14 protein-coding genes are annotated in these 13,314 nt (G+C 61.6%); 3 read left to right on the top strand and 11 right to left on the bottom strand.

Going from position 1 to position 13,314, the window contains the following annotated elements; genetic code table 11:
* The first annotated feature begins 107 nt into the window (after positions 1 to 107).
* The 3 genes from alaS to J2X76_RS19930 are packed head-to-tail and all read left to right on the top strand — an operon-like array spanning position 108 to position 4,544.
* Complete coding sequence (alaS, locus tag J2X76_RS19940) at positions 108 to 2,762, top strand: alanine--tRNA ligase (protein WP_310219033.1); 2,655 nt, start codon at positions 108 to 110, stop codon at positions 2,760 to 2,762.
* A 55-nt stretch (positions 2,763 to 2,817) separates the two neighbouring features.
* Entirely contained in the window at positions 2,818 to 3,684 is an 867-nt protein-coding gene (ttcA, locus tag J2X76_RS19935; RefSeq protein ID WP_113129584.1) for a tRNA 2-thiocytidine(32) synthetase TtcA, read from the top strand.
* 35 nt (positions 3,685 to 3,719) lie between these two features.
* Positions 3,720 to 4,544 (top strand): inositol monophosphatase family protein, encoded by an 825-nt coding sequence (locus J2X76_RS19930; RefSeq protein WP_310219032.1) that lies wholly within the window; start codon positions 3,720 to 3,722, stop codon positions 4,542 to 4,544.
* Positions 4,545 to 4,602: 58 nt separating this feature from the next.
* Here the strand turns inward: J2X76_RS19930 and J2X76_RS19925 are convergent, their stop codons facing one another.
* The 11 genes from J2X76_RS19925 to purC form a co-directional block, all read right to left on the bottom strand.
* The gene (locus J2X76_RS19925) at positions 4,603 to 5,808 is read right to left on the bottom strand and encodes a multidrug effflux MFS transporter (RefSeq protein WP_113129682.1); all 1,206 of its coding nucleotides are present in this window, start codon (positions 5,806 to 5,808) and stop codon (positions 4,603 to 4,605) included.
* Positions 5,809 to 5,939: 131 nt separating this feature from the next.
* Entirely contained in the window at positions 5,940 to 6,275 is a 336-nt protein-coding gene (gene grxD / locus J2X76_RS19920; protein ID WP_007770088.1) for a Grx4 family monothiol glutaredoxin, read from the bottom strand.
* A 232-nt stretch (positions 6,276 to 6,507) separates the two neighbouring features.
* Entirely contained in the window at positions 6,508 to 6,744 is a 237-nt protein-coding gene (locus tag J2X76_RS19915) for a BolA family protein (protein ID WP_007770085.1), read from the bottom strand.
* A gap of 99 nt (positions 6,745 to 6,843) precedes the next feature.
* Positions 6,844 to 7,533 carry a hypothetical protein gene (locus tag J2X76_RS19910; protein WP_310219028.1) on the bottom strand — a complete coding sequence of 230 codons (690 nt, stop codon included), beginning with the start codon at positions 7,531 to 7,533 and terminating at the stop codon, positions 6,844 to 6,846.
* A 167-nt stretch (positions 7,534 to 7,700) separates the two neighbouring features.
* Positions 7,701 to 9,908 (bottom strand): phosphoribosylformylglycinamidine synthase subunit PurL, encoded by a 2,208-nt coding sequence (purL, locus tag J2X76_RS19905; RefSeq protein ID WP_310219026.1) that lies wholly within the window; start codon positions 9,906 to 9,908, stop codon positions 7,701 to 7,703.
* Positions 9,909 to 10,068: 160 nt separating this feature from the next.
* Complete coding sequence (locus tag J2X76_RS19900) at positions 10,069 to 10,623, bottom strand: acyloxyacyl hydrolase (protein WP_113129588.1); 555 nt, start codon at positions 10,621 to 10,623, stop codon at positions 10,069 to 10,071.
* 221 nt (positions 10,624 to 10,844) lie between these two features.
* Positions 10,845 to 11,243, bottom strand: a complete 399-nt coding sequence (locus J2X76_RS19895) for a hypothetical protein (RefSeq protein ID WP_113129589.1) — start codon at positions 11,241 to 11,243, stop codon at positions 10,845 to 10,847.
* A gap of 57 nt (positions 11,244 to 11,300) precedes the next feature.
* Positions 11,301 to 11,981, bottom strand: coding sequence for a phosphoribosylformylglycinamidine synthase subunit PurQ (gene purQ / locus J2X76_RS19890; protein WP_310219024.1), 681 nt, complete (start codon positions 11,979 to 11,981; stop codon positions 11,301 to 11,303).
* Positions 11,978 to 12,235 carry a hypothetical protein gene (locus J2X76_RS19885; RefSeq protein ID WP_113129591.1) on the bottom strand — a complete coding sequence of 86 codons (258 nt, stop codon included), beginning with the start codon at positions 12,233 to 12,235 and terminating at the stop codon, positions 11,978 to 11,980. The genes purQ and J2X76_RS19885 overlap by 4 nt, the downstream gene beginning before the upstream one ends.
* 19 nt (positions 12,236 to 12,254) lie before the next feature.
* Positions 12,255 to 12,497, bottom strand: coding sequence for a phosphoribosylformylglycinamidine synthase subunit PurS (purS, locus tag J2X76_RS19880; protein WP_007770062.1), 243 nt, complete (start codon positions 12,495 to 12,497; stop codon positions 12,255 to 12,257).
* A gap of 16 nt (positions 12,498 to 12,513) precedes the next feature.
* Positions 12,514 to 13,278: a phosphoribosylaminoimidazolesuccinocarboxamide synthase gene (gene purC / locus J2X76_RS19875; RefSeq protein WP_046606788.1), complete on the bottom strand. Its 765-nt coding sequence runs from the start codon at positions 13,276 to 13,278 to the stop codon at positions 12,514 to 12,516.
* Between the last annotated feature and the right edge of the window lie 36 nt (positions 13,279 to 13,314).

The raw sequence follows: 13,314 nt of genomic DNA, 5'->3' as shown, positions 1-13,314 counted from the left end.
TTCTCGTTTGGCCAGGCGGCGGGCGGCTGGACAGTTGTGGGCGTGGACGATACAAGCCTTTGGTTTTCGAATAATAGGACCGCATCCGGCGGTAAAAAGGGCGTAGCATGAGCGGCGTGAATGAAATCCGGTCGACCTTCCTCGACTATTTCCGAAAGAACGGCCACGAGGTCGTTTCCTCCAGTCCGCTGGTACCGCGCAACGATCCGACGCTGATGTTCACCAATGCCGGCATGGTGCAGTTCAAGAACGTGTTCACCGGTCTTGAGACGCGCTCCTATTCGACCGCGACAACCTCGCAGAAATGCGTGCGCGCCGGCGGCAAGCACAACGATCTCGACAATGTCGGCTACACCGCGCGCCATCTCACCTTTTTCGAAATGCTCGGCAATTTCTCGTTCGGCGACTATTTCAAGGAGCGCGCCATCGAGCTTGCCTGGAAGCTGGTCACGGAAGGGTTCGACCTGCCGAAGCACCGGCTGCTGGTGACGGTCTATTCCGAGGACGAAGAGGCGGCAACGCTCTGGAAGAAGATCGCCGGCTTTTCCGACGACAAGATCATCCGCATCCCGACCTCCGACAATTTCTGGCAGATGGGCGATACCGGCCCCTGCGGTCCGTGCTCGGAAATCTTCATCGACCAGGGTGAAAACGTCTGGGGCGGACCGCCCGGTTCGCCGGAAGAGGATGGTGACCGTTTCCTCGAATTCTGGAACCTCGTTTTCATGCAGTTCGAGCAGACGGCGCCGGGCGAACGTTCGCTCCTGCCGCGCCCGTCGATCGATACCGGCATGGGTCTCGAGCGCATGGCCTGCGTCCTGCAGGGCAAGCAGAGCGTCTTCGATACGGACCTGTTCCGCACGTTGACCGCCACGATCGAGGACGTCATGAGCGTCAAGGCGGAAGGCAGCGCCAGCCACCGCGTCATTGCCGACCATCTCCGGTCCTCCGCCTTCCTGATCGCCGATGGCGTTCTTCCGTCGAACGAAGGGCGTGGTTACGTTCTGCGCCGCATCATGCGCCGCGCCATGCGCCATGCGCAGCTGCTGGGCGCCAGGGAGCCGGTCATGTACAGGCTCCTGCCCACGCTGGTGCAGGAAATGGGTCGCGCCTATCCGGAACTGGTCCGCGCCGAGGCTCTGATCTCCGAAACGCTGAAGCTCGAGGAAACCCGCTTCCGCAAGACGCTGGAACGCGGCCTTTCGCTGCTCTCCGACGCGACCGGCACGCTTGGCAAGGGCGACATGCTGGATGGCGAGACGGCCTTCAAGCTTTATGACACCTACGGTTTTCCGCTCGACCTGACCCAGGACGCCCTGCGTGCCCGCGAGATCGGCGTCGATATCGCCGGTTTTACCGATGCGATGGAACGCCAGAAGGCGGAAGCCCGCTCCCATTGGGCTGGCTCCGGCGACAAGGCGACCGAGACGATCTGGTTCGAGCTCAAGGAAAAGCACGGCGCGACCGAGTTTCTGGGTTACGACACCGAGACCGCCGAAGGCGTGGTGCAGGCGATCGTGCGCGACGGCAAGGCGGTCGACAGCGCGTCGGCCGGCGAGCAGGTCCAGATCGTCGTCAACCAGACGCCGTTCTACGGCGAATCCGGCGGCCAGATGGGCGATACCGGCGTGATCTCGACGGATCACGCCAGGCTCACGGTCGCGGATACGCAGAAGAGGGGCGAGGGCCTGTTCGTCCACATCGCGACCGTCGCCGAGGGCACGCTGAAGGTCGGCGATGCGGTGGCGCTGACAGTCGATCACGCCCGCCGTTCGCGCCTGCGCTCGAACCATTCCGCCACCCATCTCCTGCATGAGGCGCTTCGCGAAGTGCTCGGCACCCACGTCGCCCAGAAGGGCTCGCTGGTGGCGCCCGAGCGCCTGCGTTTCGACGTCTCGCATCCGAAGCCGATGTCGGCCGAGGAGCTGCAGAAGGTCGAGGACATGGCCAATGCCATCATCCTGCAGAACGCGCCCGTCACGACCCGCCTGATGAGCGTCGACGACGCGATCGCGGAAGGCGCAATGGCGCTGTTCGGCGAAAAATACGGTGATGAAGTCCGCGTCGTTGCGATGGGCAAGGCGGTGGAGGGTCCGAAGACCGGCAAGCCCTATTCGATCGAGCTCTGCGGCGGCACGCATGTGAACGCCACCGGCGATATCGGCCTTGTCCGCGTTCTCGGCGAAAGCGCCGTCGGCGCCGGCGTTCGCCGCGTCGAGGCGGTGACGGGCGAGGCGGCGCGCGCCTATCTCGCCGAACAGGACGATCGCGTGAAAACGCTCGCGGGCGCCCTCAAGGTGCAGCCGGCGGACGTCGTTTCGCGCGTCGAGGCGCTGCTGGACGAGCGCCGCAAGCTCGAAAAGGAACTGGCGGATGCCAAGCGCCGGCTTGCCATGGGCGGCGGGCAGGGCGGTTCGACCGGTGATGTCAGGGAGGTCGGCGGCGTCAAGTTCATGGGCAAGGCGCTCACCGGCATCGATGCCAAGGATTTGAAGGGCCTGGCGGATGAAGGCAAGGCGAGCCTCGGCTCCGGCGTCGTCACGCTGATCGGCGTTTCGGAAGACGGCAAGGCCAGTGCCGTTGTTGCGGTGACGCCTGATCTGGTGGACCGCTTCAGCGCAGTGGACCTGGTTCGCGTCGCCTCCGTGGCGCTCGGCGGCAAGGGCGGCGGCGGCCGGCCGGACATGGCCCAGGCTGGCGGCCCGGATGGCGCCAAGGCCAATGAGGCGCTCGACGCGGTGGCAGCCGTTCTCGGCGCCTGATATTCGGTTGAGAAAAGCGGGCCTTTGCCCGCTTTTCGATCTCAAGGAAAGACCAATGGGCGTGACGGCCAAAATCGACGATGACCTGGACGATGCCGTCGACGGTCTCGTGCCCGCCCTGTTTCGGGAGGCGCCGAGCTCGGTCTCGTTCAACAAGCTGCGCAAGCGCCTGCTGCGGCAGGTGCGCCAGGCCTTCGATGATTTCGGCATGCTGGGCGGCCAGAAACGCTGGCTCGTCGGTCTCTCCGGCGGCAAGGATTCCTACTCGCTGCTGGCGGTGCTGCTCGATCTTCAATGGCGCGGCCTGCTGCCGGTCGAGCTGATTGCCTGCAATCTCGACCAGGGCCAGCCGAACTTCCCCAAGCATATATTGCCGGAATATCTCGCCTCCATCGGCGTCAAGCACCGGATCGAATATCGCGATACCTATTCGATCGTGAAGGAAAAGGTGCCGGAAGGCGCCACCTATTGCTCTCTCTGTTCCAGGCTTCGGCGCGGCAATCTTTACCGGATCGCCCGCGAAGAGGGTTGCGATGCGCTGGTGCTCGGTCATCACCGCGAAGACATTCTCGAAACCTTCTTCATGAATTTTTTCCACGGCGGAAGGCTTGCCGGCATGCCGGCAAAGCTCTTGAACGACGAAGGCGACATGATGGTGCTGAGGCCGCTCGCCTATTGCGCCGAGGACGACCTGGCCAAATTCGCCGCCGCCATGCAGTTCCCGATCATCCCCTGCGATCTCTGCGGCTCGCAGGACGGCCTGCAGCGCAATTCCATGAAGGCGATGCTTGCCGATATCGAGGCCCGCATGCCGGGCCGCAAGGACACGATGCTGCGCGCGCTCGCCCATGTGAACCCGTCCCACCTGCTCGATCCGAAACTTTTCGATTTCTCCGGCCTCCAGGCCGCTCAAAACCTCTGAACTCCTCCCGACCAAGACCCCAAGAGACCGTAGTCATGACCCTCCCGCTCGACATCACGAAGCTTGCCGATCTTCTGCGCCTTGCCGCCAAGGCCGAAATCCTGCCGCGTTTCCGGCGGCTTGGCAGCGGTGACGTCCGCTCCAAGAGCGAGCCGGCCGACCTGGTGACGGAGGCCGACGAGGCGGCCGAGCGGATGATCCGCCGCGAGCTGGAGGCCTTTGCGCCCGGCGCGCTTTTCGTCGGAGAGGAATCGGTGGCGGCCGATCCCTCGCTGCTCGCCAAGCTCGCGGATGCGGAATTCGCGGTGGTCGTCGATCCGGTCGACGGCACGTTCAATTTCGCCTCCGGCATCCCAGCCTTCGGCGTGATGGCCTCGGTCGTCTGGAAGGGCGAGACGGTCGCCGGCATCATCTACGATCCGATGGGCGACGACTGGGTCATGGCGGAAAAGGGCGCCGGTGCTTTCCTGCGGCGTCCGGACGGCGAGGCGATCCGGCTTGCGGTCGCGCAATCCCGGCCGATCGACGCGATGATCGGCATGGCCTCGCCCGGATATTTCTTCGGCGGCGAGCGCGAGCGGATCCTCGGCAATCTCGCCAAGGTTCGTTTCTTCGCCAACTATCGCTGCTCGGCCCATGAATACCGCACGTTTGCCGGCGGCCACGTGCAGTTCGTGCTCTATAACAAGCTGATGCCCTGGGATCATCTGGCCGGCACGCTGATCGGGACGGAGGCCGGCGGTTACGTTGCGCGCTTCGACGGTTCTCCCTACCTGCCGCATCACCTCGACGGCGGGCTGCTGCTGACCACCGACAGGGAAAGCTGGCAGATGCTCCGCAACGAGATCATCGGCCATTGAAGCAGCGCATACAAAAAAGGCCGGAGCAATCCGGCCTTTTTTTGTTGGGTGAGATATTTCAGATCTTCGGATTGTGCGGCTGGAAGAGTTTTCCCTTCTCGCCGATCAGCACGAAGATCAGTCCGATGATCGACACGATAAAAAATCCGGCCACCAGCGGCAATGCCGTGCCGTTGAAGGATTGGCCGATCGCAACGCCGATCAGCGCCCCGCCGACGGTACTCATGAAACCGAGTACCGAGGAGGCCGTGCCCGCGACGTGACCGAGCGGTTCCATGGCCAGCGAATTGAAGTTCGCACCGATCCAGCCGAACTGGAACATTGCCAGCGAGAAGAAGGTCAGGAACAGCATGAAAGGCATGGGCTGCGGACCCAAAACCTGCACGAGCATCCAGACCGTCGTAATCGCGATGAAGCCGACAAGCGAGCCATGCGAGAGACGACGCATGCCGAAACGACCGACGAAGCGGGAGTTGAGAAAGGAGGCCGCCGACATGAAGACCGCCACGGCTGCGAACGCGACGGGGAATAGGGATCCGAGACCGTAGATACCCACATAGATCTGCTGCGCCGAGTTGATGAAGCCGAACATCGCGCCGAAAATGAAGGTGCTGGCGATTGTGTAGCAAAGCGCCAGGCGATTGGTCAGCACCATCTTGAAGCCCGACAGGATCGACGAAACGGTGAACGGGCGCACGTCGGCGGGGTCAAGCGTTTCCGGCAGCCTGAAATACATCCAGCTTCCGATGCAGAGCGAAATGATCGCGATGAAGAGGAAGATCAGATGCCAGTTGCCGGCAAGCAGAATAAGCTGGCCGGTGCCCGGTGCGATGATCGGCACGACCATGAAGACCATCATGATCAGCGACATGACCTCAGCCATCGCGCGGCCGCCATAAACGTCGCGGACGATGGAAATGGTGATGACCCGGGTCGCGGCAGCGCCGGCGCCCTGGATAAAGCGAAGGACAAGAAGAGCGCCAAAGGAGGGCACGACGACGATGGCGACGGCGCAGATGAAATAGATGCCGATGCCGAACAGCATCGGGTTGCGCCGGCCGAAACGGTCCGAGAGAGGGCCATAGAGGACCTGGGCGATGCCAAGGCCGAATATGTAGGACGAGACCACATACTGCCGGTGGTTCTCATTCAAGACCCCAAGCGCAGCGCCGATCTGTTGAAGGCCCGGGAGCATGATGTCGATGGCGAATGCATTGAGTGCCATCAGCATCGCCATCATCGCGATAAATTCGGCGCGCCCCATGCCGCGCAGGCGGTCCTGAGGCGTTTGCAAAGGATTTGTCACAAGCAGTTTCCTAAACAACGTGAAGGCGCCGTTGGGAGCGGCGCCTTGAAAATATCTTTATAATGTCCCGGACCTTGGCCCGGAAAATCTCAAGCCGCGCCGCGGACGCTGATGCCTTGCTCCTGCAGGTGAGTCTGCAGCTCTCCGGATTGGAACATCTCGCGGACGATATCGCAACCGCCGATGAATTCGCCCTTGACGTAAAGCTGCGGAATGGTTGGCCAGTTGGAGTAGTCCTTGATGCCCTGGCGGATTTCCGCATCGGCGAGCACGTTGACGCCCTTGTAGTCGAGGCCGAGATAGTCGAGAATCTGCACGACCTGGCCGGAGAAACCGCATTGCGGGAACTGCGGGGTGCCCTTCATGAAGAGAACCACGTCATTGGTCTTCACTTCGTTGGCGATAAAATCGGTAATTCCGCTCATGTCCTATCCTTTCACATGCGGTTTCAAGGGCCGCTGCGCTGCGTCATTAGCCTTAAATAGCAATGTGGCAGCTGGAATTCCAGCGGAATAGTCCATTGGGTGGGGTTATTCCGCGGCTCGCCGCCGTTTAAAACGTCAGGCGAGCCACGACCGTGCTGGCGGCTGTGCCGCTTGCTGCGACTGCCGAGGAGCTCCGGTGACGATCTCCTCGATCAGGCGGGGCGTCGTCATCTCACTCCGCCGGAGCGGAGGTCTGCAGCGCCAGCGCATGCAGTACGCCGCCCATATTGCCCTTCAGAGCCTCGTAGACCATCTGATGCTGCTGGACGCGGCTCTTTCCGCGAAAAGCCTCCGCCACCACTTCGGCAGCGTAGTGGTCGCCGTCGCCGGCGAGATCCCGGATGGTAACCTTGGCACCGGGAATGCCGGCCTTGATCAGGTCTTCGATTTCACCGGGTCTCATAGCCATGATGTCACGCCTTTTCTTCTCCGCAGACTCAACCGCGAAACCTTTTGTCGAGATACACTGCCTCAAAGCTGCTCTGCGGTCAAAGCGGGATCGAGCGGCTCAGCTGCAATGATGCAAGAATGCATGCTTCATCTTGTGGAGGCTGGCCCTGGCGCGGAACCTCAGTGGCGGAAGATGCTGGGCGCGGGAGAAACGAAAGAGCCATAAGGAGCTCATCGTCAGGATCATGAAGCCGTAGGACTCGAGGCTTTCCTCCATCATGACGATATCGAAATGCTCGGCGAGCTGGCTGGCACCGAGCACCGCGGCAATCAGGCCCAGCGGCCAGGACAGGCGCGGATGGATAGCGCGCAGGAAGCCGCCTCTGTGCCGATATTCGAACACGATCGTCGCAATCAGCAGGATCAGGGCGGCAATGCCGATAATAATTGGCAGCCAGGTCTTCGACACACAATAAACTGTCACACTTCCACGGCATATTGGCATCTCGCGCATGAAGAAGACGACGGAGATGCAAGCCGTCGTGACTGCGACGAAGCGTGCCAATATCCTCGTTCCGAGGGCGGCCATGATGGCAAAAACGGCGGTGATGGCGAGCGACGCGGACTGAAGGTCTTCGATGGGGCCGTCTTCATCGAAGATATCGTGGGTGGTCATTCCCATCTTCGAAAAAATCATCCAGGCCAGAACATTCAGGCAAAGGGTGACGATCAGTGCATCGAGCCAGATCCGTCTGTAGTGCCAGGTCGGGCCCGATGACCTCAACCAGGTCAAAATCGGTTTCAGCATTTCTCTACGCTTGTTCTCATATCAGAAAACCCGAATGGTTATCCGGATGAGACGAGTCCAGCAATCCCTTCGGCTTCAAATTTGCTCACGTGTGCAGAAAAGCCGCAGTCCCAAACCGCGGCTTTTCGCACTGGCGTAGCTTTCCTGACGCGTGGAGCGGCTGGAGTTCAGGCCATGAAGGCCGGGAACCAGCTCTCATGCGCTTCCGTCAGCTGCGGGATCCCGATCTCGATCAGGTCGTCGATCACCAAGCTGCCGCCTGCGACTGTGCCAAGCGTGCGGAAGGGAACGGCCGCACCTTCGGCATTGGCCTGCACGAAATTGGCGAGATCCGCAGGCACTGCGATGACATAACGGGCCTGATCTTCGCCGAACAGCAGCGCATGGGCCGGGCCGCGCTGTTCCTTGAGGCTGATTTTCATTCCCTTGGCTGATGCCATTGCCATCTCGGCAAGCGCCACCGCAAGGCCGCCCGAAGAAATGTCGTGGCAGGCCGTGACTTGGCCGTTGCGGATGAGCGAGCGGACGAAATCGCCGTTGCGGCGCTCGGCCTTCAGGTCGACTTCCGGCGGCGGACCGTCGATCGTGTCGAGAATGTCGCGCAGATAGACCGAAGAGCCGAGATGGCTGCCGTCCGTTCCGATCATGATCAGCTTGTCGCCGTCGTTCGCCGAACCGATCTTCGCCATTTTCTGCCAGTCCGGCAGCAGGCCGACACCGGCTATCGTCGGGGTCGGCAGAATGGCGATGCCGTTGGTCTCGTTGTAGAGCGAGACATTGCCGGAGACGATCGGGAAATCGAGCGCCTTGCAGGCTTCGCCGATGCCCTTGATGGCGCCGACGAGCTGACCCATGATTTCCGGTTTTTCCGGATTGCCGAAATTGAGGTTGTCGGTGGCGGCGAGCGGTTCGGCACCGGTGGCGACGATATTGCGCCAGCATTCCGCGACCGCCTGCTTGCCGCCTTCGAACGGATCGGCCTCGACGTAGCGCGGCGTGACGTCGGAAGAGAAGGCGAGTGCCTTGGTGGGATGGGTGTCGATACGCACGACGCCGGCATCGCCGCCCGGGCGCTGCAGCGAATTGCCCTGGATCAGCGTGTCATACTGTTCCCAGACCCAGCGGCGGCTGGACTGGTTGGCCGAGCCGACGAGCTTCAGCAAAGCCTGATTATAGTCGGCGGGTGCGGCAACCTGCGAGGCGGGCAGGGGCGGGCGTGCCTTTGACGGCACCCAGGGACGGTCGTATTCCGGAGCCTGGTCGCCGAGATCCTTGATCGGCAGGTTGGCGACTTCCTCGCCCTGATGCAGGACGCGGAAACGCAGGTCGTCGGTCGTCTTGCCGACGATCGCGAAATCGAGGCCCCATTTGACGAAGATCGCCTTGGCCTGGTCTTCCTTTTCCGGCTGCAGCACCATGAGCATGCGCTCCTGGCTTTCCGACAGCATCATTTCATAGGCCGTCATCCGGTCTTCGCGCACCGGGACCTGGTCGAGGTCGAGCTCGATGCCGAGGTCACCCTTGGCGCCCATCTCGACGGCCGAGCAGGTAAGGCCAGCCGCACCCATGTCCTGGATGGCGATCACCGCGCCGGTCGCCATCAGTTCGAGGCAGGCTTCGAGCAGGCATTTTTCGGTGAAGGGGTCGCCGACCTGGACGGTCGGGCGCTTTTCTTCGATGGATTCGTCGAATTCGGCAGATGCCATCGTTGCCCCGCCGACGCCGTCACGGCCGGTCTTGGCACCGAGGTAAACGACCGGCAAGCCGACGCCTTTGGCTTCCGACAGGAAGATCGCATTCGACTTGGCAAGCCCGGCTGCAAAGGCATTGACCAGGATGTTGCCGTTGTATCGCGGATCGAACTCCACTTCGCCGCCGACGGTCGGCACGCCGAAGGAATTGCCGTACCCGCCGACGCCGGCAACGACGCCGGACACCAGATGTTTGGTCTTCGGATGGTCGGGCGCCCCGAAGCGCAGCGCGTTCATCGCTGCGATCGGGCGAGCGCCCATGGTGAAGACGTCGCGCAGAATGCCGCCGACGCCGGTCGCCGCACCCTGGTAGGGTTCGATATAGGATGGATGGTTGTGGCTCTCCATCTTGAAGACGACGCAGTCGCCATCGTCGATATCCACCACGCCGGCATTTTCGCCGGGCCCCTGGATGACGCGCGGCCCCTTGGTCGGCAGGGTGCGCAGCCATTTCTTGGAGGATTTGTAGGAGCAGTGCTCGTTCCACATCGCCGAGAAGATGCCGAGTTCCGTGAAGCTTGGCTCGCGTCCGATCAGATCGAGAATCCGCTGATATTCGTCGGGCTTCAGGCCATGCGAGGCGACGAGTTCGGGAGTGATCGCGATGCTGTTCGGAATGGTCATGATCTTCTCTGGATTGGGGAGCCTGACAAGGCCGCTCTTTAACCTATGTGGCGGCGGCGCGCGACAGGAAAATGCTGCCATGCGATGGCATGATGTGGAAGGCCGGAAAACAAAAAGCGCCGGAAACCCGGCGCCTCTTTCAGACCATATCGGCTGTGGATCAGAACTTGTAGCCGACCGCGATGCCCGCGTAGGAAAGGCCGGCATTGTAGTCGCAGAGGTTGGCATTCGAGGAGTGCTCGACGGTCGCCAGAACACGCCAGTTGTTGGTGATGTTGTAACCGAGGCCGAGCGACTCGTGGAAGAGCGCATGGCAACCGACCTTCGGGCCGTCATTCGGCTTGTCGAGATTGCCGTTGTTGAACGCGCCGCCGAAGCCGAGATCGACGAAGATCTTGTCGGTGATCGGTGCCGTCCAGGTGAAGCCGGCAAACACCTGGCTTGCCTCGCCGGCCGTCGAGACGATCGCGCCGACATGGACGCGCGGACGCAGCATGTGGTCCATGAAGCTCTGGGCGTGACGCTGGTCGAAGGGGTCGAAGAAGACGGTGGCGGAAGGGAATGCGCCCTTTTCGAAGGTGCTCTTGCTCTGGATCGAACCGGAAACGCCGATACGCACTTCATCGAACAGACGTTCCTGGGCAGATGCCGAGGAGGAGATGCCCGAAGCCAGGATGACGGCTCCGATTGCAGATGCGAAAAATGTCTTGTTCATTCCACCGCCCTCATAAGCGCCGCCATGCTGGCGGCCGGTGCGATTCGCACTCGGTACGCTCGCCCACTCTTCAAGATCGAAGTGGTACAATGGCAGTTTGAAGCCGTCCAGCGCCGTTCACACTGTGTTATCACTTGTGGCGAGAAAATGTGACGATTTGGGCAGGCCGGTGCAGGCGTGCAACAGATTGTATATTAATGCGTAAATACAGATGGTTAATATCAGCAGCCCGTCGCGCCGCCAGCCCAGCGCAGCACGTCGCGTTTGATCCGCTCTCCGTCGGGTCCGCTCATCATCGGGCCGAAGGCGTCAAGGCGGGCAGGGTTGCCCTCCGCCTGGACGACCAGCATCGGGCGCGACTCGGGACTGTTGCGCGGCACGGCGAGGATGCGCGGCCGGCCGGAGAAGGAATTGAGTTCCGGCGCCAGCCGATAGGGTTTGAAGGCCGCATCGCCCGATTTGAACCAGCAGCTGTTGGCGGCGAGCGCCACGCGTTCCATGGTCGGCAGCGCCGCACGGTTCGCCGTCACCGCCGCCGGACGCTCGGATTGGCAGGCGGCGAGCGCCACGCCAAGGATGACGAGGGACGATAGGGCGGGCAGGCGATGGAAGAACGGCATCAAAACGTCCTGACGTGGTTTCGGTCGTTCCAGGGGCGATCCGGATGGCGTGGAGGTTCAGGCGGTCGCGGCGATCACATCGAGCGCCGAGGCGAAAATTCCGCGCCCATCGTTGCCGCCATGGGCGGCCTCGATCAGGTTTTCCGGATGCGGCATCATGCCGAGCACGTTGCCGCGGCTGTTGATGACGCCGGCGATATCGTTCAGCGAACCGTTCGGATTGGTGCCTTCCGCATAACGGAAGACGATCTCGCCGCGATCTTCCATGCCGGACAGCGTTTCGGCGTCGACGAAATAGTTGCCGTCGTGATGAGCGACCGGGCAGCGGAGCACCTGGCCCTTTTCATAGGCCCGGGTGAAATCCGTTTCGGCATTGACCACTTCGAGCTTCACTTCCTTGCAGACGAATTTCAGCGACGAATTGCGCATCAATGCGCCGGGAAGCATGCCGGCTTCGACGAGGATCTGGAAACCGTTGCAGACGCCGAGCACCTTCACGCCCTTATCCGCCTTGTCCTTGATCGCCTGCATCACTGGCATGCGGGCGGCAATTGCACCGCAGCGCAGGTAGTCGCCATAGGAGAAGCCGCCGGGGATCACGATCAGGTCGATATCGTCCGCGATCTCGGTCTCGGTCTGCCAGATGGTGATCGGCGCCTTGCCGGAAATCTTGGTGAGGGCGGCAATCATGTCGCGATCGCGATTGAGACCGGGAAGCTGAACGACGGCGGATTTCATGGGTGCGGTTCAAACCTTGCCTGGGCCTCGGCGAGCTCGCGCAGCTCGAGGCGGTTTTCGATACGATCGAGTCGGTTTTCGATATGACCAACCGTGACGCGAAGATTGTTCACATCCCCTTGGAGAACGTGGAGTTGTCCTCTCAAGGTCATGTGGTCGGCCCGCAACTCACCAATTGATAGTTCGACCTTGTCAAATCGCTGATGAATCTTCTTGAGAAGCTCAGACATCAACTCACTTGTGATCTCAGCCATCCCGCGCTTCCCGCAACCTTCAGTCGAGGGCGATAGTATAGTTCTCAATCACAGTGTTTGCCAGCAGCTTCTCGCACATGGCTTTCAGGTCCGCCTCGGCCTTCGCCTTGTCGGTACCCTCGAGTTCGAGGTCGAAGACCTTGCCCTGGCGCACATGACCGACGCCCGAAAAGCCGAGGCTGCCGAGCGCGCCTTCGATGGCCTTGCCCTGCGGATCGAGAACGCCGTTCTTGAGCGTGACGGTCACGCGTGCCTTGATCACTGATCCAACCCCCAGATTACTTGACGAGAACCGGTCCGGTGCCGCGGACGGGTTCGTTCTCATTGATGATGCCGAGACGGCGCGCCACTTCCGAGTAAGCTTCCACAAGGCCGCCCAGGTCCTGCCTGAAACGGTCCTTGTCCATTTTTTCCCTGGTCTCGATATCCCAGAGGCGGCAGCTGTCCGGCGAGATCTCGTCGGCAAGGATGATGCGCATCATGTCGCCTTCGAACAGGCGGCCGCATTCGATCTTGAAGTCGACGAGCTGGATGCCGACGCCGAGGAACAGTCCCGAGAGGAAGTCGTTGACGCGGATGGCGAGCGCCATGATGTCGTCGAGTTCGGCAGGGTTCGCCCAGCCGAAAGCGGTGATGTGTTCCTCGGAGACCATCGGGTCGGCGAGCGCATCGGACTTGTAATAGAATTCGATGATCGAGCGCGGCAGGACCATGCCTTCCTCGATGCCGAGACGCGTCGAGAGCGATCCCGCGGCGACGTTGCGCACCACGATCTCGAGCGGAATCATCTCCACTTCCTTGATCAGCTGTTCGCGCATGTTCAGCCGGCGGATGAAATGCGTCGGGATGCCGATCTTGTTCAGATGGGTGAAGAGGTATTCCGAGATGCGGTTGTTGAGGACACCCTTGCCGTCGATGACGTCATGTTTCTTCTTGTTGAAGGCGGTGGCGTCGTCCTTGAAGAACTGGATCAGCGTGCCGGGCTCCGGGCCTTCATAGAGGATCTTGGCCTTGCCTTCGTAGATACGGCGGCGACGGTTCATGATTCTTGTCTCGTTGTTGGCGCCCTTGCCGGGCGC

Source organism: Neorhizobium sp. 2083, from assembly GCF_031455615.1.
Lineage (GTDB): Bacteria > Pseudomonadota > Alphaproteobacteria > Rhizobiales > Rhizobiaceae > Neorhizobium.
This window is presented reverse-complemented; position numbering and strand designations above follow the sequence as displayed.

Excerpts from the sequence above, each read along its gene's own strand:
- alaS (WP_310219033.1), top strand. The coding sequence starts at position 108 with ATGAGCGGCGTGAATGAAATCCGGTCGACCTTCCTCGACTATTTCCGA.
- ttcA (WP_113129584.1), top strand. The coding sequence starts at position 2,818 with ATGGGCGTGACGGCCAAAATCGACGATGACCTGGACGATGCCGTCGAC.
- J2X76_RS19930 (WP_310219032.1), top strand. The coding sequence starts at position 3,720 with ATGACCCTCCCGCTCGACATCACGAAGCTTGCCGATCTTCTGCGCCTT.
- J2X76_RS19925 (WP_113129682.1), bottom strand. The coding sequence starts at position 5,808 with ATGGGGCGCGCCGAATTTATCGCGATGATGGCGATGCTGATGGCACTC.
- grxD (WP_007770088.1), bottom strand. The coding sequence starts at position 6,275 with ATGAGCGGAATTACCGATTTTATCGCCAACGAAGTGAAGACCAATGAC.
- J2X76_RS19915 (WP_007770085.1), bottom strand. The coding sequence starts at position 6,744 with ATGGCTATGAGACCCGGTGAAATCGAAGACCTGATCAAGGCCGGCATT.
- J2X76_RS19910 (WP_310219028.1), bottom strand. The coding sequence starts at position 7,533 with ATGCTGAAACCGATTTTGACCTGGTTGAGGTCATCGGGCCCGACCTGG.
- purL (WP_310219026.1), bottom strand. The coding sequence starts at position 9,908 with ATGACCATTCCGAACAGCATCGCGATCACTCCCGAACTCGTCGCCTCG.
- J2X76_RS19900 (WP_113129588.1), bottom strand. The coding sequence starts at position 10,623 with ATGAACAAGACATTTTTCGCATCTGCAATCGGAGCCGTCATCCTGGCT.
- J2X76_RS19895 (WP_113129589.1), bottom strand. The coding sequence starts at position 11,243 with ATGCCGTTCTTCCATCGCCTGCCCGCCCTATCGTCCCTCGTCATCCTT.
- purQ (WP_310219024.1), bottom strand. The coding sequence starts at position 11,981 with ATGAAATCCGCCGTCGTTCAGCTTCCCGGTCTCAATCGCGATCGCGAC.
- J2X76_RS19885 (WP_113129591.1), bottom strand. The coding sequence starts at position 12,235 with ATGGCTGAGATCACAAGTGAGTTGATGTCTGAGCTTCTCAAGAAGATT.
- purC (WP_046606788.1), bottom strand. The coding sequence starts at position 13,278 with ATGAACCGTCGCCGCCGTATCTACGAAGGCAAGGCCAAGATCCTCTAT.